Origin of the sequence: Pseudomonas sp. WC2401 (genome assembly GCF_041200115.1) — a bacterium.
In the GTDB taxonomy this organism is placed as follows: domain Bacteria; phylum Pseudomonadota; class Gammaproteobacteria; order Pseudomonadales; family Pseudomonadaceae; genus Aquipseudomonas; species Aquipseudomonas fragi.
Genome location: NZ_CP165623.1, coordinates 1,140,877 through 1,160,049, shown reverse-complemented (window position 1 = coordinate 1,160,049; position 19,173 = coordinate 1,140,877). Strand labels below are relative to the sequence as shown.

The window sequence follows — 19,173 nt, the reverse complement described above, 5'->3', positions numbered from 1 at the left end:
CTCCACTGTTTTAAAAGGGGCGCCAGCTTAGCACAGGGCCGGAAACGGATAAGTCGCTACACTGAAGCGTTTCTCCGACAAGCCATACCGAAAATTCTGCAAACCCCACAGAACCTGTCTGGTAAGCTGGCGCCAAATCGCTGGCGCCAGCCAGCGAGCGCTCTATATAAAAAATAGATCTAACCCTTACTGTGCCAGCTTTCCGGGAAACAACCATGGTTGCTCTTACTCCCATACCCAAGATCAAAAACCTCGACAAGTTTTTGACTTTTTGCCAGCGCAAACGCTACCCAGCCAAGAGCAATATCATTTGCGCTGGCGAGTCTTCGCACACCCTGTTTTTCATTATCAAAGGCTCGGTAACGGTCTTGATTGAAGACGAGGAAGGCCGTGAAATGATCATTGCCTACCTCAATAGCGGCGACTTTATCGGCGAGCTGGGTTTGTTCGAACAGGCAGGGCAAGAGCAGACGCGCAGCGCATGGGTTCGAGCCAAGACTGAATGCGAAGTTGCTGAAATCAGCTACCCGAAATTCAGAGAATACACACAGCAAGAACCGGAAATTCTTTACGCTTTAAGCGGCCAAATCGCACAGCGCTTGCGCAACACCACGCGCAAGGTTGGGGATCTGGCATTCTTTGATGTCACTGGAAGAGTGGCTCGCTGTTTGCTGGAACTGTGCAAGCAACCTGATGCCATGACCCATCCCGATGGCATGCAAATCAAGATCACCCGTCAGGAAATTGGCAGGATTGTTGGCTGTTCGCGCGAGATGGTCGGCCGTGTACTCAAGAGCCTGGAAGAACAGAACCTGGTGAACGTCAAAGGCAAGACGATGGTGGTGTTCGGCACACGTTAACCCTTGAGCAAGGGCGCCAGGATCTGTTGATAACGGGCACTCAGGCGCTCAAAGAAGTCCGGGGCTGCAAAGGCCTCGTGCAGCGCGATATGGCTGTCGGCAAGGCAGCGTTGCTCCAGATCGCACAACACATTGAAGCGATTGACCGCAGCCACCATCGACTCACGCTCGTTATCCACCAGCAATGCACCGTGTACCAGGCCGACAGGTCGTTGCCCGCCTTTGCTCTGGCGCCAGCGCTGGGCGGTGCCGACCAGTTTTCGGGCATTGAGATTGACGTTGAAGCGGCCATCGCAGAAAGCGCCCTCAACTTCCCCCAAAGAGGCCGTACCACCCAGTTCGGTCAACAGATCGCAAATTGGCTCGCACAGTCGACGATAGGCCATTTCGATGCGACCGTGATCGCCTTCACTGGGCAAGGGCGCATACACCAATGCGATATTGACGGTCGATGCCGATTGCGGGACGGGTTCGCCGCCGGTTTCACGCAGCAGGATCGGCCAGCCACTGGCAGCCAGTTCGACACTGGCCTGCGCAAAGCCCGGCAGGCGGCTCAGGCGCCGCGGCATGACCAGCGCCCGGTCAGTGGGCTGCCAGAACAATACTGCGGCCTGCAACTCCCCGGCACAGACCGAGGCCAGTAAATCCTGTTCGGCCTTGAGGCCGGCTTCGACGGTGAGTTGCTGAATGGGTGTCATGGGATTCCTTATCAGACACTGAGCCCTTGTGGGAGCTGGATTGAGTCAATCCAGGGTCGACCCCGTCACTGCTACAGCACGCTCCGGGAAGAACAGACGCTGCAGCTCATTACCCGGGTTCTCGGCACGCATGAAGGCTTCGCCCACCAGGAACGAATACACTTCGCTGATTTCCATCAGTTCCACATCTGCGCGGTTGAGAATCCCGCTTTCGGTAATCACCAGGCGATCACGGGGCACACGCGGCAACAGGTCGAGGGTGGTTTCCAGGCTGACTTCAAACGTATGCAGGTTGCGGTTGTTGATACCCACCAACGGTGTGTCGAGGGTTTTCAGCGCGCGCTCAAGCTCATCGCCATCATGGACTTCAACCAGCACATCCAACCCGACACTTTTGGCTACAGCCGCCAGTTCGGCCATTTTCACGTCGTCCAGCGCGGAGACGATCAGCAGCACACAGTCGGCGCCCAATGCCCGGGCTTCGACGATCTGGTACGGGTCGATCATGAAGTCCTTGCGAATCACCGGCAAGGAGCAGGCCGCACGCGCCTGCTGCAGGTACGCATCGGCGCCCTGGAAGTAGTCGATATCGGTCAGCACGGACAGGCAAGTTGCACCGCCCGCCTGGTAGCTCTTGGCAATCTCGGCAGGCACGAAGTGCTCGCGAATCACGCCTTTGCTCGGCGAAGCCTTTTTGATTTCGGCAATCACTGCGGGCTGTTTTGTCTTGGCCTGCGCCAGTAAGGCACTGGCAAATCCACGAACAGGATCAGCCTGAGCCGCCAATCGCTCAAGTTCAGCCAGGCTTACCCGCGCACTGCGCTCGGCAACTTCCTGAACTTTACGCGCCAGAATATTTTCCAGAACGGTTGGCACACTCATGCTTCATTCTCCTGCTTGAAAATAGCGGTAAATGCGCCCAGCTCTTCGAGCTTTTCCCGGGCCAGGCCGGTGTGGAGCGCGTCGTGAGCCAATTCCACACCTTCTTTGAGTGTGTAGGCAAGATCCGCAGCGTACAGAGCAGCACCTGCATTGAGTACAATCATTTCAGCCGCTTTCTGGCCAGCTTCGGTTTTGCGTCGCCCCAGGGCATCACGGATCAGTTCCAGCGATTGCTCCGGGCTGTCGACCACCAGGCCAAACAGGCTTTGGCTCTTGATGCCAAGGTCTTCAGGCTGGACCCAATATTCCTTGATTTCACCTTTATGCAATTCCGCCACAAAGGTCGGGGCTGCCAGGCTGAACTCATCCAGGCCATCCTGCGAATGCACCACCAGCACATGCTTGCTGCCCAGACGCTGCAACACTTCAGCCAGAGGCCGGCACAACGCCTGGTTGAACACGCCGACCACCTGATGCAATACACCAGCCGGATTCGTAAGCGGGCCAAGCATATTGAACAGGGTGCGCAGGCCAAGATCACGACGGGGGATGGCCGCATGCTTCATGGCGCCATGATGGCATTGCGCGAACATAAAACCGATGCCCACACTGTCAATGCAGCGGGCGACTTGAACCGGGGTCAGGTTCAGGTACACACCGGCCGCTTCCAGCAGGTCGGCACTGCCGCTTTTACCGGATACAGCGCGGTTGCCATGTTTGGCCACCGTGCAACCGGCCGCCGAAATCACCAACGCCGAGGCGGTGGACACGTTGAAAATATTCGCGCCGTCGCCGCCGGTGCCGACGATATCGACCACACCGTCCAGGGTATTGAGCTCAACCTTGTCTGCCAGCTCGCGCATCACGGTGACGGCACCGACGATTTCGTCGATGCTTTCGCTCTTCATGCGCATGCCCATCATAAAGGCGCCGATCTGCGCCTCGGTGCATTGACCGGTCATGATGTCGCGCATCACATCGCGCATTTCATCGGTGGTCAGGTCGAGGTGCCCGACGATACGGTTCAGGGCTGTCTTGATATCCATGTGAAGTCCTTAGCGCGTGCCGCCGGTTTGTTTAAGAAAGTTGGCAAACAGTTCATGACCCTGTTCGGTCAGGATCGACTCAGGGTGAAACTGCACCCCTTCGATGTTCAGCGTCTTGTGGCGAAGGCCCATGATCTCGTCGACCGAGCCATCTTCAAGCTGCGTCCAGGCGGTCAGCTCCAGGCAGTCCGGCAGGGTTTCGCGCTTGACCACCAGCGAGTGGTAGCGGGTGACGGTCAACGGATTGTTCAAGCCCTGAAACACCCCGGTATCGAGGTGATAGACCGGGCTGGTCTTGCCGTGCATCACTTGCCGGGCGCGAACCACATCACCGCCAAAGGCCTGGCCGATGGACTGATGGCCCAGGCACACGCCCAGGATCGGCAACTTGCCAGCAAAGTACTGGATGGCTTCGAGGGAGATGCCCGCCTCGTTCGGCGTGCAAGGGCCGGGCGAGACCACAATGCGCTCGGGCTTGAGCGCTTCGATCTGGGCCACGGTCAGTTCATCGTTACGCACCACCTTGACCTCGGCACCCAACTCGCCGAGGTACTGCACAACGTTGTAAGTAAAAGAGTCGTAATTGTCGATCATCAGCAACATGCTGCTAAACCTCTGAATTCACTGACATTCAAAACTGTTTTCAGAATGCATGACCCGCAGTTTCGATTGCTGGATTGAACACACCAACCGGGGGGGCAGCCATTCAGGAAAACGCAGGGGGCAGGTCCGGCGGGGCCGGCAGAGAAATATTAGGCGCGCCAACGCCAACGGCCTTGGGCCTTGAGAACTCGCATAAAGAGTTTGCTGATGATCAACACAGGAAGGGTCTCATTTCTACGTCATGGCACAGTAACGTAGCCGTGCGACAGGTGCAACACGGGGCAGCAAATACGGGGAAAAACACCCGCTAAGTACTTTGTGACATTCTTTTACATGAAACATTTAATACAGTTTGTTTTGCTAATGTCTGCGCCCCAAACAATAAAAACAGGTCATCACATGCGCAGGCTCTCCCTACTCATCCCCTTGGCGGGATGCATCCTGTCCATCGTCAGTGAACGTGCCATAGCAGCACCCTCGCCGTATTCCACCATGATCGTGTTCGGCGACAGCCTGAGCGACTCGGGGCATTTTCCAGGGGTCGGCACAGGCATGCGCTTCACCAACCGCACCGGGCCGACGTACAGGGATTACCGGGGGGAGGAATACGCTGCAGTAACGCCCACGCGGCTGGGCACCCAACTGGGGATCGCCCCCGCAGACCTGCGCCCGTCCACTTCGCCGGGCAACTCTCTTGCAGGGGAGCCCGACGGCAACAACTGGGCGGTCGGCGGCTATCGCACAGACCAGATCCTCAATTCCATCAAGACCGAGTCAAAGGTCGCCATCCCGGATGACTGGTCCTTCGTCGGCGGCTACGTCCTGCGCAGCAAGCCTGGCTACCTTGTGCAGAACAGCTTCACGGCTGACCCCAAGGCGTTGTATTTCATTTCAGGCGGCGGTAATGACTTTCTCCAAGGCAAGGTCACCAACCCCGCCGAGGCAGGCCAAGCCGCACAAAGGCTGGCGGCAAGCGCCCACACCCTGCAACAGGCAGGGGCACGCTACATCATGGTCTGGCTGCTGCCCGATCTGGGCCTGACGCCAGCCGTTTACGGTACACCCACCCAGGCTGGCACCAGCGCCCTGAGCGCCCTGTTCAATCATGAGCTAACCCAGCAACTGGCGCAGATAGACGCCGAAGTGATTCCCCTCAATATCCCGCTGCTGCTGCGTGAAGCCATCGCCGACCCCGCCCGTTATGGCCTGGCACTGGGGCAGGACCTTGTCGCGACCTGTTTCAATGGCGAAGAGTGTACGGAAAACCCGCAGTACGGCCTCAACAGCGCAACTCCCAACCCGGCCAAACTGCTGTTCAACGACTCGGTACACCCCACCGAGACAGGACAACAGCTGATTGCCGACTATGCCTACTCATTGCTGGCCGTGCCGTGGGAGCTGACCTTGTTACCCGTTATGGCCCAAGGCTCGCTAAACGCCCATCAAGACCAGTTGCGCAACCAATGGGCTGGCGACGACGGTCAATGGCAAGCCATAGGCCAGTGGCGAACCCTGCTCGCCGGTGGCGGTCAACGCCTGGAAATCGACAAGCAGACCACGGCCGTGAAGGCAGATGGCAAAGGCTATAACCTCAATATCGGCACCAGCTACAGGCTGGATGACAACTGGCGATTTGGCATTGCCGGCGGGTTTTACCGGCAACGCCTGGAAACCGGGGCCAATAAATCGGACTACAAGCTCAACAGCTATCTGGGTAGCGTGTTTGCCCAATACCAGCACAATCACTGGTGGGGGGATGCGGCACTGACGTTGGGCAGGCTGGATTACGACAGCCTGAAGCGAAAATTCGCGCTTGGGGTGGGTAGTGAGATGGAGCAAGGCCAGGCTGACGGCCATTTGCGAGCATTGAGTACACGCCTGGGTTATGAAATCGCACAGGCATCTGACCTGTGGCAGCTCTCCCCCTTTATCAGCGCCGATTACTCGCGGGTGGAAGTTAACCGCTATGAAGAAAAGGGCCGGCGCTCCACTGCATTGAACTACGAAGAGCAGACACTTGTTTCAAATCGCCTGGGCGCGGGTTTGCTCGCCAGTTACCAGGCCACCCCACAAACGCTGTTATTTGGCGAGGCCGCCCATGAACATGAGTTCCAGAGCGATACCCAGCGCCTGAACATCGCACTCAACAGCCTGCCCGACAACCGCTTCAAGCTCGAGGGCTATACACCGCCGAGCAACCTTGCCCGTGTAAGCCTGGGGGTCAGCCACAGATTGACTGCCGACCTTGTGCTGCGGGCGGCTTATAACGCGAGAAAGAGTGATGGGGTAACGCAACAGGGCGCCACTATCGGGGTGAGCCTGAACTTCTGATAAACAGAAGCTCTTCGTAGCAGCTGCCGCAGGCTGCGTCCGGCGGCGTAGCCGTCGTAAAGTCTGCCAACCCGGTATTTCAGATGAACCGGGCTGTCAGAATTTACGATCGCTTCGCAATCGCACGCACCCTTCGCCAGCGGCTACGGCACAGGGCGCGCAATCAATCCCGCGGGGTTTGCTCGGCCAGGGCCACGGCGCGGAACATCGCACGGCGCTTGTTCAACGTCTCTTCCCATTCCAGGGCCGGCACCGAGTCCGCGACAATGCCGCCACCGGCCTGCACATGCAGTTCACCGTTCTTGATCACCGCAGTACGGATGGCAATCGCCGTGTCCATATTGCCGTTCCAGGCGAAGTAACCCACCGCACCGCCATACACACCGCGCTTGACCGGCTCGAGCTCATCGATGATTTCCATCGCACGGATTTTTGGCGCACCGGACAACGTGCCCGCCGGCAAAATCGCTCGCAGGGCGTCCATCGCCGTCAGCCCGCTTTTCAGTTGGCCAGTGACGTTGGACACAATGTGCATCACGTTGGAATAACGCTCGATCACCATCTTCTCGGTGAGCTTGACCGAACCGATTTCAGAAACGCGGCCCGTATCGTTACGGCCCAGGTCGATCAGCATCAAGTGCTCGGCGATTTCCTTGTCATCACTGAGCAGGTCCTCTTCGAGCGCCAGATCGGCCTCTTCAGTCGCGCCGCGTGGGCGTGTGCCGGCAATCGGGCGTACTGTGATCAGGTTGTCTTCAACCCGTACCAGCACTTCCGGCGAGCTGCCCACGACGTGGAAATCACCGAAATTGAAGAAGTACATGTACGGCGTCGGGTTGAAGCAGCGCAGCGCACGGTACAGGTCGATCGGCGCAGCCTTGAAATCAATGGACATGCGCTGCGACGGCACCACCTGCATGCAGTCGCCGGCCAGGATGTAGTCCTTGATGGTATCGACCGCTTTTTCGTAGTCAGCCTGGGTGAAGCTGGAACGAAACACCGGGTCCGCTGCCTGCTGTGCAGTGAAGTCCAGGCCACGGCGCGGTGCAATTGGCTGGCGCAGTTGTTCAAGCAGCGCTTCAAGGCGGGCCTGGCCTTCTTCATAAGCATCAGGCTGGGCCGGGTCGACCAGCACAATGGCGTGCATCTTGCCGGCCAGGTTATCGAACACCACCACGGCGTCCGACACCATCAGCAGAATATCCGGCACGCCCAGTGGATCAGGGTTCGGGCACTTGCCCAGACGCTTCTCCACATAACGCACGCAGTCATAACCAAAATAGCCCACCAGGCCACCGTTGAAACGCGGCAAACCGGCGATGGTCGGCACGTTGTAGCGGGCCTTGAATTCTTCAACGAAGGTCAGCGGGTCTTGCACTTCGCAGGCTTCGATCTCGACACCGTCATGGGTCACGCTGACCTGGTGATCATGCACACGCAGCACGGTGCGGCATGGCAGGCCAATGATCGAATAACGCCCCCACTTCTCACCGCCCTGCACCGACTCCAGCAAATAGGAGTTGGGCTGATCGGCCAGTTTCAGATAGATCGACAGCGGCGTGTCGAAGTCAGCCAGGGTTTCGCGGGCAAGGGGGATACGGTTATAGCCGGCAGCGGCCAAACGCAGGAATTCTTCGCGGATCATGAGGTGCCTCGTGGTCTGAGGGTAAAACGGTCAGGTGTGCAAACGTGCCGACTCAGCGGCCAGATTCAAGTCAGGCGCGCCAACGCCAGCGGGCCAGGGCCTTGATGACTTTCATCCAGAGTTTGCGAGTGACCACCACGATGGAATCTCTTCGAGAGGAGGGAACAGAATTGCCCAACGTTATCTCAGGCGCAGATTCTAAGCAACCGGCTATCAGCTCTTGCAGATTGTCGATCACCATATCCGGTGATTCTTCTTCAATCGGGCGACCGTGGTTGTAGCCGTAGCTCAGCGCGACGCAACGCACACCGGCAGCCTTGGCCGCCAGTACGTCATTGCGTGAATCGCCGATAAACATCGACTGGGCCGGGGTGGCGCCCGCCATTTTCATCACGAACAGCAGAGCAGCCGGGTCGGGTTTTTTCTGTGGCAGGGTGTCGCCACCGATGATCCAACGAAAAAACCGCCCCAGCTTCAATTCATCGAGCAGGGGAGCGACAAAGCGCTCAGGCTTGTTGGTGATCAGGGCCATTTCAACGCCCTGCTTTTGCAGCCACTTGAGGCTTTCACGCACGCCGGGGTAAACCGTGGTGTGTGCATGGCCGCCGTCGTAGGCCTCCATGAAAATCTCCAGTGCATGCTCGGCCTCGACGTCATCGACGCCGCTGCCGTCCATATTGCCGGCCAGGGCACGGCGCACCAGCATGGGTGCGCCGTTGCCGATCCACAACCGCACGTTTTCGATCCCGGCGGGTGGGCGGCCCAGCTTGAGCAGCATGGTCTCCACGGCATCCGCCAGATCCGGCACTGAATCAATCAGGGTGCCATCCAGATCGAACATCACCAGTTTTGGCAGCTGCCCCTGGAGTAGCTGCTCAAAGCGGCTCATGGGCGGGCCAACGCAAGCTCGGCACGCATTTTTTGAATGACTTCTTCGTAGTTCGGCGTGTTGAAAATCGCGGAACCGGCGACAAAGGTGTCAGCCCCGGCTTCAGCGATTTCACGGATATTGCCGACGTTTACGCCGCCGTCGATTTCCAGGCGAATCTCGCGGCCGCTGGCATCGATCAGCGCACGGGCTTCGCGCAACTTGTTGAGCGTGCCGGGAATGAATTTTTGCCCGCCAAAGCCCGGGTTGACGCTCATCAGCAAGATCATGTCGACCTTGTCCATCACGTACTTGAGCACATCCAGCGGGGTTGCCGGGTTGAACACCAGACCTGCCTTGCAGCCGCCTTCGCGGATCAGTTGCAGGGAGCGGTCGATGTGCTGGGTGGCTTCGGGGTGGAACGTGATGTAAGTGGCGCCGGCTTCGATAAAGTCGCCGATGATGCGGTCGACCGGGCTGACCATCAGATGCGCATCGATGGGTGCGGTGACGCCGTACTTGCGCAGGGCGGCGCAGACCATCGGGCCGATGGTCAGGTTGGGTACGTAATGGTTGTCCATGACATCGAAGTGAACGATATCAGCACCCGCGGCGAGTACGTTGTCCACTTCTTCGCCGAGACGGGCGAAATCGGCGGAAAGAATCGATGGGGCAATAGCGAAGGGCTGCATGACGCACCTTTTAGTGGGCTAAACACGGTGGCGCGCATTGTATACCGCTGGCTATGTGCCGCACACCGTAGCAGCGATGATTGGCCCACCCATACCACCCGACCTCCCGTAGCAGTTGCCGAAGGCGACGTCCGGCCGAAGGCCGTAAAACCGTCCTCCCTATCTTCCAGAAACATGCGTTACCGATTTACGAGCGCTTCGCACTCGGACGCAGCCTTCGGCAGCTGCTACGAAAGACGCAATATCTGGTTAATAGTTACTTCAATGGCATGTTCGGAAGTGATCTAGGTTTAGAAAACACAGTAACGGAGGGCAATGGATTGCCAATCTCAAAGAACGCTTACCGCCTGCGTATCGGCCGTCACTCCGAATGCGGTCGTCTTTATCTGCTAACGACTATCACCCAGCAACGTCAGCCAATTTTCAAAGACTTCCATTTGGGTCGCCTTGTGGTGGAACAGTTCAGGCAGGCGCATGACGACGGAGTCGTAATATCGAAGGCATGGGTCGTGATGCCGGACCACTTCCATTGGCTGGTTGAATTAAAAGATAAAACACTGGGGGAGTTGATGTGCCGTGTGAAATCACGCAGCAGCGTCAGCGTCAACAAACGGGCCAACACCCGCGAGCGAATTTGGCAAAAGGGCTACCACGACCGTGCCTTGCGCAAGGAAGAAGACATAAAAGACATAGCCCGCTACATCATCAAAAACCCGATCCGCGCCCAACTGACCACGCGGATCGGTGATTACCCCCTGTGGGATGCCTGCTGGTTCTAGGCCTGTGCCGTGCGCAGTTTCTCGCTACGCCCGCGCAGCCACTCCAGCGTCAGCAACAACACCACCGAAAACGCGATCAACAAAGTCGCCGCCGCAGCGATGGTCGGGCTGAGGTTTTCGCGAATACCACTGAACATCTGCCGTGGCAGGGTCGCCTGCTCCGGCCCCGCCAAAAACAGGGTGACCACCACTTCATCGAACGAGGTGGCGAACGCAAACAACGCCCCCGAAATCACCCCCGGCGCAATCAACGGCAAGGTCACCCGGCGAAACGCCGTCAACGGCGATGCCCCAAGGCTGGCAGCCGCCCGCACCAGGTTATGGTTGAAGCCCTGCAAGGTGGCCGACACGGTGATGATCACAAAGGGCACGCCCAACACCGCATGCACTACGATCAGCGAGATATAGCTGTTGCCCAGGCCCAACGGGGCAAAGAACAGGTAACTGGCCACACCAATGATCACCACCGGCACCACCATCGGTGAAATCACCAGCGCCATCACCAGGGCCTTGCCCGGGAAATCCCCCCGGGTCAGGCCGATCGCCGCCAGCGTGCCAAAGACCATCGCCAGCACGGTCGCAGCCGGGGCCACGATCACGCTGTTTTTCAGGGCCCGCATCCATTCGGCCGAGGCAAAGAAGTCCTGGTACCAATGCAGCGAAAAGCCCTGCAGTGGATACACCAGAAAACTCCCCGAATTGAACGACAGTGGAATAATCACCAGCACCGGCAAAATCAGGAACAACAGGATCAGCCCGCAAAGAATGCGCAAGCTGTAGAACCAGACCCGTTCAACGGGTGACATGTAGGGGCTCAGCATGGCGTTCTCCTCAGCTCAAGCGCAGGCGGCTGGCGCCTACCAGCCAGTTGTACATCAGGTACAGCACCACGGTGGCCAGCAGCAGCAAGCCGCCCAATGCCGTCGCCATGCCCCAGTTGATGCTGGTGTTGGTGTAGAACGCCACGAAGTAACTGACCATCTGGTCGTTCGGGCTGCCCAGCAGGGCCGGGGTGATGTAGTAGCCAATGGCAATGATGAACACCAGCAGGCAGCCCGCGCCGACACCAGCATAGGTCTGCGGGAAATACACCCGCCAAAAGCTGGCAAACGGATGACATCCCAGCGAGATCGCAGCCCGCATATAGGTCGGCGATATACCTTTCATCACGCTGTAGATCGGCAGAATCATGAAGGGCAACAGGATATGCACCATCGCGATGTACACCCCGGTGCGGTTGAACACCAGCTCCAGCGGCTTGTCGATCAGGCCCATGCTCAGCAGCGCGCTGTTGATCAGGCCACCCGATTGCAGCAGCACGATCCACGATGCCACCCGCACCAGCACCGAGGTCCAGAACGGCAGCAGCACCAGGATCATCAACAGGTTGCTCTGGCGTGTCGGCAGGTTGGCCAGCAGGTACGCCAACGGGTAAGCCAGCACCAGGCAGATGCAGGTAATCACAAACCCCATCCAGAATGTGCGGGCGAAGATATCCAGATAGATGGACTGGTCCGGCGTGGCCTGGGCGATTTCACCCAGATCGTCGATGCGGTGATCCACCGCTGCCAGCAGGTAAAACGGGGTCACGCTGGAACTGTTGCGCTTGATCGCCTGCCAGTATGCGGGGTCGCCCCAACGCTCATCGATCCCTTCCAGCGCATCTTTATACGATTCGGGCGCGGCCTTGAACGGCAACGCCTTGGCGGTTTTCATCAGCAGGCTGCGGTAGCCGGCCAGTTCCATGTTCAGACGCTTGGACAGATCGCCCAGGACTTGATTCTTGCGCGCCTCGGCCAGGTCTTCACTCAAGGCCCGGTACACCGGCTCCGCGGGCAAGCCCTTGGCGTCCCAGTCTTGCACGGCCACCACGGTGCGCGGCAAGCCGTCGACGACTTCCGGGTTGCCGACGCTTTTATAAAGCAGGGCCGCAATCGGGACCAGAAACACCAGCAGCAAAAAAATCACCAGGGGTGCAATCAGCGCCTGCGCCTTCCAGCGGTTGACCCGCTCGGCATGCGCCAGGCGCTTCTTCAAGGTGGGGCTGGAGACCTCGTTCAGGGGAACGGCGACGGCCATGGCGAACTCCGAAAATCTTTAAACGATGGCGGCGCACCCTCTCGGGCACACCGCATGTCAGCGCTGTTTACTTGGCAGCCCAGGCGTTGAAGCGTTGCTCCAGTTGCTCACCGTTGTCTGCCCAGAAGCTGACATCGATCTGCACCTGGTTGGCGATGTTTTCTGGAGCCGTTGGCATGTCGGCCTGCACCTCTTTAGGCAGCAAAGGCATGGCCTCCTTGTTGGCCGGGCCGTAGGCGATGTTTTGCGAATAAACGCTCTGCTGCTGTGGCTGCAAGGTGAACGCCATGAACTTCTTCGCGGCGTCGGCCTTGGCTTTGCCCAGGCCTTTGGGGATGGCCCAGGCATCAAAGTCGTAGATGCCGCCGTTCCAGACGATTTTCAGGTTGCTTTCTTTTTGTACCGCCGCGATGCGGCCGTTGTAGGCCGAACTCATCACCACGTCACCCGAGGCCAGGTACTGCGGCGGTTGGGCGCCTGCTTCCCACCACTGAATGCTCGGCTTGAGTTCGTCGAGTTTCTTGAAGGCGCGGTTCTGCCCGTCCTTGCTCGCCAGCACGGTGTAAACATCTTTGGGCGCGACACCATCGGCCATCAAGGCAAATTCCAGGGTGTACTTGGCGCCTTTGCGCAGCCCACGCTTGCCCGGGAAGGTTTTGGTGTCCCAGAAATCCGCCCAACTGGTGGGAGCGGTTTTGAGTTTGTCGGCGTTGTAGGCCAGTACCGTAGACCACACGAAGAAGCCCGCCCCGCAGGACTGGATCGCGCCTTTGACGTATTGCTCAGGGTTACCGAACAACGCAGGGTCCAGCGGTTCGAACATGTCCTCGTCGCAACCGCGGGACAGTTCCGGGGATTCCACCTCGACCAGATCCCAGGAGATGCTTTTGGTGTCGACCATGGCCTTGATCTTGGCCATTTCACCGTTGTATTCCCCGGCGATGATCTTGCCATCGCCCTTGGCTTCCCAGGGGGCGTAGAACGCCTTGACCTGGGCTGCCTTGTTCGCGCCGCCAAACGACACCACGGTCAGATCGGTTGCGGCCAGTGCATTGGCCGCGAACAGCAGGCCCAGACTCAGGGCCGTGAACTTGAAGGATGTATGCATTGTTGTTCTCCACTGTGCAGGGTTGGTGAAGCCGGGGCGATCAATTCGCCTCTAAGAGAGGGTCCAGCGCACGTACATGTTCGACCTGCCAGCCCAGTGGCACGACGTCGCCGACGGCCAGGGCGGGGTCCAGCTCGGCAATCGGCTGTTTCACAAAGAAATCGTTCATGCCACAGACTTCCAGGCGTACCCGAACGTGGTCGCCCAGGTAGATAAATTCTTCGACCCGGCCCGAGAACCGGTTGGCGCACGACTCACTGGAGCCATTGAGGCTGATGCGCTCCGGGCGAATCGACAGGGTTACCGGGTCGCCGGTACGCCCGACATTCACCGCCAGGGCCTGGACTTTTTCGCCACGGCCCAGCTCGACCACGCAGCGATCGCCGTCCCGGCTATGCAGGCGGCCGTTGAGGCGGTTGTTCTCACCGATAAAATTGGCCACAAAGGTGTTTTTCGGCTCTTCGTAGAGCATGCGCGGCGGGGCGATTTGCTGGATTTCACCCTGGTGGAACACAGCCACGCGGTCGGACATGGTCAGCGCTTCGCCCTGGTCATGGGTCACATAGACCACGGTCACGCCCAGGCGCTGATGCAGATGTTTGATTTCCATCTGCATGTGTTCACGCAGTTGTTTGTCCAGTGCACCCAGGGGTTCGTCCATCAGTACCAACTGTGGCTCGAACACCAGTGCCCGGGCCAGGGCCACACGCTGTTGCTGGCCGCCGGACAACTGGGCCGGGTAACGCTGGGCGAAAGCATCGAGCTGCACCATGCTCAGCACGCGCTTGACCCGCTCGCTGATATCGGTTCGGTTGAGGCCGCGTACCGACAGGGGGAAGCCGAGGTTTTCGGCTACGGTCATGTGCGGGAACAGGGCATAGTTTTGAAACACCATGCCGATATCGCGCTTGTGCGGCGGCACGTTGTTGATCGAGCGCCCGGCCAGCAGGATCTCGCCGGCGGTGGGTGTCTCGAAGCCGGCCAGCATCATCAGGCTGGTGGTTTTGCCCGAACCGGAAGGCCCGAGCAAAGTCAGGAACTCGCCTTTGCGAATGTCCAGGTTGAGATCCTTGACGATCAGATTTTCGCCGTCGTAGCTTTTTTGCACACCACGAAAGCTGACCAGAATCTCATCCGCCCCAGCGCTTGCACCGACCTGACTCATAACCGCACCTTTTGTTTTGGACTGCCGTAGCCCAAGACTAAAGAAGCGGCCACCCCACAGAAATCGGGGGGCGAGAGAGATTGACATCAGGCGGTTGGAAGGCCTTGGGTAGGGATTGCCCTACAGGGATGTCGTGATTGGGATGGTCGCGCCGGGCAACTCCGGCAACATGGCCCGGGGACAGGCCAAAAGGGTCGTAAACAGATAAGTTGTGGGAGCGGGGTTGCTCGCGATTCAGGCACCGTGGTCTGTCAGGCAAACCGCAGCGATGCCATCGCGGGCAAGCCCACTCCCACAGGGAAAGGTGCAAGTCGCTACAACAACTTGTGCTCCATTGCGTATTTGACCAGCTCGGCCAGGGACGTGATGTTGAGCTTTTGCATCAGCCGCGCCTTGTGGGTGCTGATGGTCTTGCTGCTCAACGCCAGTTGCTGGGCTATATCGTTGACGTTATCGCCCTGGGCCAGGCGCTTGAACACCGAAAACTCGCGCTCGGACAGCAATGCATGCAATGGCCGCGAATCGGTCAAGCCGACCTCGAACACCATGCGGTCCGCCAGGTCCGGGTCAATATAACGTCCGCCCGCCGCCACCTTGCGGATGGCCATCAGCAACAGCGCCGGGTCACTGTCCTTGGTGGCATAACCCGCCGCGCCAAACTTCAGCGCCCGCGCCGCCATCTGCGCTTCGTCATGCATCGACAGCACCAGAATGGCCGGCGGGTTGTTCAGGGCACGGATGCGCGGTATCGCTTCCAGGCCATTGACCCCGGGCATGGAGATATCCAGCAACACCACCTCGCAGGGTACATGGCGCAATGTTTCCAGCAATTGCTCACCATTGCCGGCCTCGCCCACCACCAGCAAGTCCTTGGCCAGGCCGATCAATTGCTTGATCCCTTCACGCACGATGGTGTGGTCTTCCGCTACCAGTACACGAATCACAAGCACTTCCTCATCCACTTTTCTCCACCAAAGGCACGCGTACCGTCAGGGTCGTTCCCTCCCCCGGAACACTGTGCAACGCCAGTGTTCCGCCCAGCATCAACACCCGCTCGCGCATGCCCACCAGCCCAAAGGAGGTCGGCCGCCCGCCTGCGGGCACAAAACCCTGGCCGTCATCACTGATGCTCAGGCACAACTCCCGCCCCTGCACGCTCAAGGTCAGCTCAACCGTGTGCGCCTGGGCATGGCGCATCACATTGGTCAGCGCCTCCTGCAGGATGCGGAACAACCCCACCTCCTTGGACGCACCCAGCGGCGGCAAATACTCAGGGACCTGCACCAGGCAAGGAATGTGCGTGCGCGCTTCAAAGCGTCTGGCCTGCCACTCAATGGCCGAGCTGATGCCCGCGTCCAGGATCGGCGGGCGCAAGGAGGTCGCCACATCGCGCACCAGCTGGAATAGCTGGGCGATCAATTTTTTCATGCTGTTGAGTCGCTCATGCAACCCCGGATCCAGCTGGGCGTAGGCCAGCTCGCACATTGAGGTTTCCAGTTTGAGCACTGTCAGGATCTGCCCCAGTTCATCATGCACTTCACGCGCGATGCGTGCCTTTTCTTCTTCGCGCACGCTTTCAAGGTGCGCCGACAGTTCGCGCAGCTGCCCGCGGGAGCTGTCCAGTTCAAGCTCGATGCGCTTGCTTTCGCTGATATCCCAGACAATCCCGTCCCACACCACCGTGCCATCATCCAGGCGACGGGTGATGGCCTTGATCTCGGCCCAGCGCTGCTGGCCCTGGCGGGTCAGGATCCGACCTTGCCAGGACCAATCACTGTCGCTGTCCAGCGCCAGGTCCTGCACCCGATGGTAATCCGCCCGGTCATCCGGATGCACCAGGCTGCGCAGGCCCACTTCGCGCAGGCGCAATGTGGCCGGGGAAAACCCCGCCAGGCTCTCGCTGCCTTCGCTGATATAGGGGAAGTCCAGTTCGCCAGTCAGAAGCGAACGCTCCAGGCGAAAGACCAGCCCCGGCACGTTGGCGGCAATGCCCTGCAAACGCGCATCGCTTTCCTGCAAGGCGGCCTGCACCTGGTGGCGCTCGGTGATGTCATTGAGGTACACCACCAGGTATTCCGCGGTTTGAAAGCGCAGGAAGCTCAAGGTCACATCGGCGGGAAACTGCGAGCCATCCGCACGCACGCACAGTGTTTCACTGCGGTGAACACCCTCCTTGTGATTGCGCGCGCGGCGCCACATGTTCAACCAGCGATCCATCGTCAGGCCGGGGTCAAAATCCCTGAGCGGGCGCTCCAGCACTGCCCCTGGCGAATAGCCGAGCATCTCTTCGGCCGCCCGGTTGGCGTAGCGCACATGGCTGTCCCAATTGACCCACAGAATACCCACGGGGCTCTGGTCAATGGAGAACTGGCTCAGACGCAGGGCCTCGGCGCTGGCGGTATGCAATACGAGGTCTTCGCGGGCACTGAGCAAGGCCCGTTCCAGGCTGGTTTGCTGACGGCGCTGCCACACCACAATCGCCATGCTGGCCAGCAGCAACGCGAGGATCAGCAAGCTCAGGTTCTGCCAAAAGCCGGGCGACGGGCCAAGGTGCGGGTATTTGGGTTGCAGCCAGCGACTATGCAGTTGTTCCATGTCCCGCGCCGGGATCGCATGCAGGCCACGCTCGACGATACCGGCCAACTCAGGCCAGTCACGCCGCGTTGCAACGCGCAACAACTGCGGCAAGCCGACATCACCCACCACCGCCAGCTCGGCAAACTCGGGCTCGGCCGACAAGCGACTGAGCTGGGCTTCGTCGATCACAGCATAGGTGGCTTGCTGGCTAAGCAACAACTGCAAGGCCTGGCGCTCCAGCGGCACGCCCTGCAAGTTGAGGCCAGGGTAGCTGCTGCGCAAAAAATCGGCGGTGGCACTCGGCATGCGCACCGCGACGCGGGTCTGGCTGTCGACACGCTCAAGGTCAACCGAGCCGGTGCCATTGCGCGTGCCCACCAACAATTGCGGCACACGCATATAAGGATCGGAAAACTGCCACAGGCGCAAACCCGCCGGGGTTTGCGTCAGCCCGGGGGCCAGGTCGATTTCACCGTTACGGGCGGCCTGTTCAAGTTGCGCCAGATCAGGGTAGTTACGCCAGATCAGTTCAACATTGAGTGCTTGCGCCAGCCACTTCATCAGCTCGACATTGGCCCCGGACAACTGCTGCAGGCGGCGATCAAATCGGGCATAGGGCGCCTGCAATACCAGGCCCACCCGCAACTCTGTGTGCCGGGCCAGCCATTGCTGTTGCTCGGCCGACAACTGGGCGGCGGGCACAGGCGCGGCATGGCCCATCAAGGGCAGCCAGAGCCAGCCGATAACCCACAGATAGCAAAAACGTCTCATCTAAACGCTCACACCCTGACAAATACTGATCAACCCATTACGCTGCCGGGACTACTTCTGGCCTGGAATAACCGATGTTTCCTTATCGTCTGGCACTGCCAGCCTTGTGCCTGTCGCTGGTATTGCCGTTCGCCCTGCCAGTGCTCGCAGGCGACACCCAGCCCGAAACCGAACCTGCGGCCAAGCCCGCCGTGCGCGACCCACTGCCCGAGCGCAGCCAGGAAGACGCCGCAGCCCTTGAGCGACAACTCCCCGTACACGAGCAGCAACAGCTGCAAGCGCCCAATGACAACTTTCTCGCCCTGTGGAAACCCGCCAACAGCAGCGCCCCCGAAGGTGCAGTGATTATCGTGCCCGGCGCCGGTGAAACTGCTGACTGGCCCCTGACCGTCGGCCCACTGCGCAACAAGCTGCCGGACGCCAACTGGGCCAGCCTGAGCCTGAGCTTGCCGGACATGCAAAGCGAAGCCAGCCAGGCGCGGGAAGCCGAACCAGAGAAACCTCCTACAGCAATTGCGACAGACAGTAGCAGCAAAGCAGCCAGCACCACAGCCAAACCCATCGAGCAAGCGGCCAGTGCGGGTACCGAAAGCCCGGAACCGGAAGCGGCGCAAAGCGCACAAGATCTGGACAAGGCCGATGCCGAGCGCATCTTCGCCCGTATTGATGCGGCCATTGCCTTTGCCCAGCACCAGAACATGCGCACTGTCGTTCTGCTCGGCCACGGCTCCGGGGCCTATTGGGCATCGCGCTACATCAGTACCAAACATCCTGCCCAGGTTCAGAAGCTGATCATGGTGTCTGCCCGCAAACCGGTGCTGGCAGAGCCGGACTTGAGCCAGTTGACCCCGGCCCTCAACGTCGCGCTGCTGGATATCTTCTACAAAGACCAACCCCAGGCCCGCGAAGCCGCCCTGCAAAGACTGCAGGCCAGCAAGCGCGCCAACGGATCGAATTTCAAACAGGTAGGACTGTTCGCCACCCCGGGTAACCGGGAAGGCGAACAGGAGCAGTTGTTTCGTCGGGTGCGCGGCTGGCTCAGCCCGCAGCCTGTGGATAAGTAAACCCG

Annotated in this window: 17 protein-coding genes; 4 read left to right on the top strand and 13 right to left on the bottom strand. The window is 59.5% G+C overall.

The genetic code is table 11. The features are described 5' to 3' along the window. Positions 1 to 215 precede the first annotated feature (215 nt). A complete protein-coding gene (gene crp, locus AB3G35_RS05205; protein WP_016782406.1) occupies positions 216 to 860 on the top strand; it encodes a cAMP-activated global transcriptional regulator CRP in 645 nt (214 codons plus the stop codon). Here the strand turns inward: crp and AB3G35_RS05200 are convergent. The 4 genes from AB3G35_RS05200 to AB3G35_RS05185 are packed head-to-tail and all read right to left on the bottom strand — an operon-like array spanning position 857 to position 4,089. Then, a complete protein-coding gene (locus AB3G35_RS05200) occupies positions 857 to 1,558 on the bottom strand; it encodes a lipoate--protein ligase family protein (protein ID WP_016782407.1) in 702 nt (233 codons plus the stop codon). The genes crp and AB3G35_RS05200 overlap by 4 nt on opposite strands. 45 nt (positions 1,559 to 1,603) lie before the next feature. After that, positions 1,604 to 2,440, bottom strand: a complete 837-nt coding sequence (gene trpC / locus AB3G35_RS05195; RefSeq protein ID WP_016782408.1) for an indole-3-glycerol phosphate synthase TrpC — start codon at positions 2,438 to 2,440, stop codon at positions 1,604 to 1,606. Then, entirely contained in the window at positions 2,437 to 3,486 is a 1,050-nt protein-coding gene (gene trpD / locus AB3G35_RS05190) for an anthranilate phosphoribosyltransferase (protein ID WP_086795738.1), read from the bottom strand. Before trpD ends, trpC begins: the two co-directional genes overlap by 4 nt. A gap of 9 nt (positions 3,487 to 3,495) precedes the next feature. Then, positions 3,496 to 4,089, bottom strand: a complete 594-nt coding sequence (locus AB3G35_RS05185) for an aminodeoxychorismate/anthranilate synthase component II (RefSeq protein WP_088378829.1) — start codon at positions 4,087 to 4,089, stop codon at positions 3,496 to 3,498. A gap of 399 nt (positions 4,090 to 4,488) precedes the next feature. On the opposite strand from AB3G35_RS05185, the gene estP reads away from it, so the two are divergent. Next, positions 4,489 to 6,420, top strand: coding sequence for an esterase EstP (gene estP, locus AB3G35_RS05180; protein WP_340079312.1), 1,932 nt, complete (start codon positions 4,489 to 4,491; stop codon positions 6,418 to 6,420). A 163-nt stretch (positions 6,421 to 6,583) separates the two neighbouring features. On the opposite strand, the gene trpE is transcribed toward estP, so the two are convergent. The 3 genes from trpE to rpe form a co-directional block, all read right to left on the bottom strand. Further along, positions 6,584 to 8,065 carry an anthranilate synthase component I gene (gene trpE / locus AB3G35_RS05175; protein WP_016782412.1) on the bottom strand — a complete coding sequence of 494 codons (1,482 nt, stop codon included), beginning with the start codon at positions 8,063 to 8,065 and terminating at the stop codon, positions 6,584 to 6,586. A 70-nt stretch (positions 8,066 to 8,135) separates the two neighbouring features. Further along, positions 8,136 to 8,954, bottom strand: coding sequence for a phosphoglycolate phosphatase (locus AB3G35_RS05170; protein ID WP_106115573.1), 819 nt, complete (start codon positions 8,952 to 8,954; stop codon positions 8,136 to 8,138). Then, positions 8,951 to 9,625, bottom strand: a complete 675-nt coding sequence (rpe, locus tag AB3G35_RS05165) for a ribulose-phosphate 3-epimerase (RefSeq protein WP_016782414.1) — start codon at positions 9,623 to 9,625, stop codon at positions 8,951 to 8,953. The genes AB3G35_RS05170 and rpe overlap by 4 nt, the downstream gene beginning before the upstream one ends. Positions 9,626 to 9,945: 320 nt before the next feature. Here rpe and AB3G35_RS05160 point away from each other — a divergent pair, with 320 nt between their 5' ends. Continuing rightward, complete coding sequence (locus tag AB3G35_RS05160) at positions 9,946 to 10,404, top strand: transposase (protein WP_029611597.1); 459 nt, start codon at positions 9,946 to 9,948, stop codon at positions 10,402 to 10,404. Here AB3G35_RS05160 and AB3G35_RS05155 read toward each other — a convergent pair. From AB3G35_RS05155 to AB3G35_RS05130, 6 genes are all read right to left on the bottom strand, one after another. Continuing rightward, positions 10,401 to 11,225, bottom strand: coding sequence for an ABC transporter permease (locus AB3G35_RS05155; protein ID WP_016782416.1), 825 nt, complete (start codon positions 11,223 to 11,225; stop codon positions 10,401 to 10,403). The genes AB3G35_RS05160 and AB3G35_RS05155 overlap by 4 nt on opposite strands. A 10-nt stretch (positions 11,226 to 11,235) precedes the next feature. Next, positions 11,236 to 12,483 carry an ABC transporter permease gene (locus AB3G35_RS05150; RefSeq protein WP_086795734.1) on the bottom strand — a complete coding sequence of 416 codons (1,248 nt, stop codon included), beginning with the start codon at positions 12,481 to 12,483 and terminating at the stop codon, positions 11,236 to 11,238. A gap of 67 nt (positions 12,484 to 12,550) precedes the next feature. Then, complete coding sequence (locus AB3G35_RS05145) at positions 12,551 to 13,591, bottom strand: ABC transporter substrate-binding protein (RefSeq protein WP_016782418.1); 1,041 nt, start codon at positions 13,589 to 13,591, stop codon at positions 12,551 to 12,553. A gap of 40 nt (positions 13,592 to 13,631) precedes the next feature. Next, positions 13,632 to 14,756: an ABC transporter ATP-binding protein gene (locus AB3G35_RS05140; protein ID WP_016782419.1), complete on the bottom strand. Its 1,125-nt coding sequence runs from the start codon at positions 14,754 to 14,756 to the stop codon at positions 13,632 to 13,634. Positions 14,757 to 15,070: 314 nt separating this feature from the next. After that, positions 15,071 to 15,700 carry a response regulator transcription factor gene (locus tag AB3G35_RS05135; RefSeq protein WP_029611598.1) on the bottom strand — a complete coding sequence of 210 codons (630 nt, stop codon included), beginning with the start codon at positions 15,698 to 15,700 and terminating at the stop codon, positions 15,071 to 15,073. A gap of 10 nt (positions 15,701 to 15,710) precedes the next feature. Continuing rightward, complete coding sequence (locus AB3G35_RS05130) at positions 15,711 to 18,104, bottom strand: transporter substrate-binding domain-containing protein (RefSeq protein ID WP_203304322.1); 2,394 nt, start codon at positions 18,102 to 18,104, stop codon at positions 15,711 to 15,713. A gap of 74 nt (positions 18,105 to 18,178) precedes the next feature. Here AB3G35_RS05130 and AB3G35_RS05125 point away from each other — a divergent pair, with 74 nt between their 5' ends. Beyond that, positions 18,179 to 19,168, top strand: a complete 990-nt coding sequence (locus tag AB3G35_RS05125) for an alpha/beta hydrolase family protein (RefSeq protein WP_086795732.1) — start codon at positions 18,179 to 18,181, stop codon at positions 19,166 to 19,168. Positions 19,169 to 19,173 lie beyond the last annotated feature (5 nt).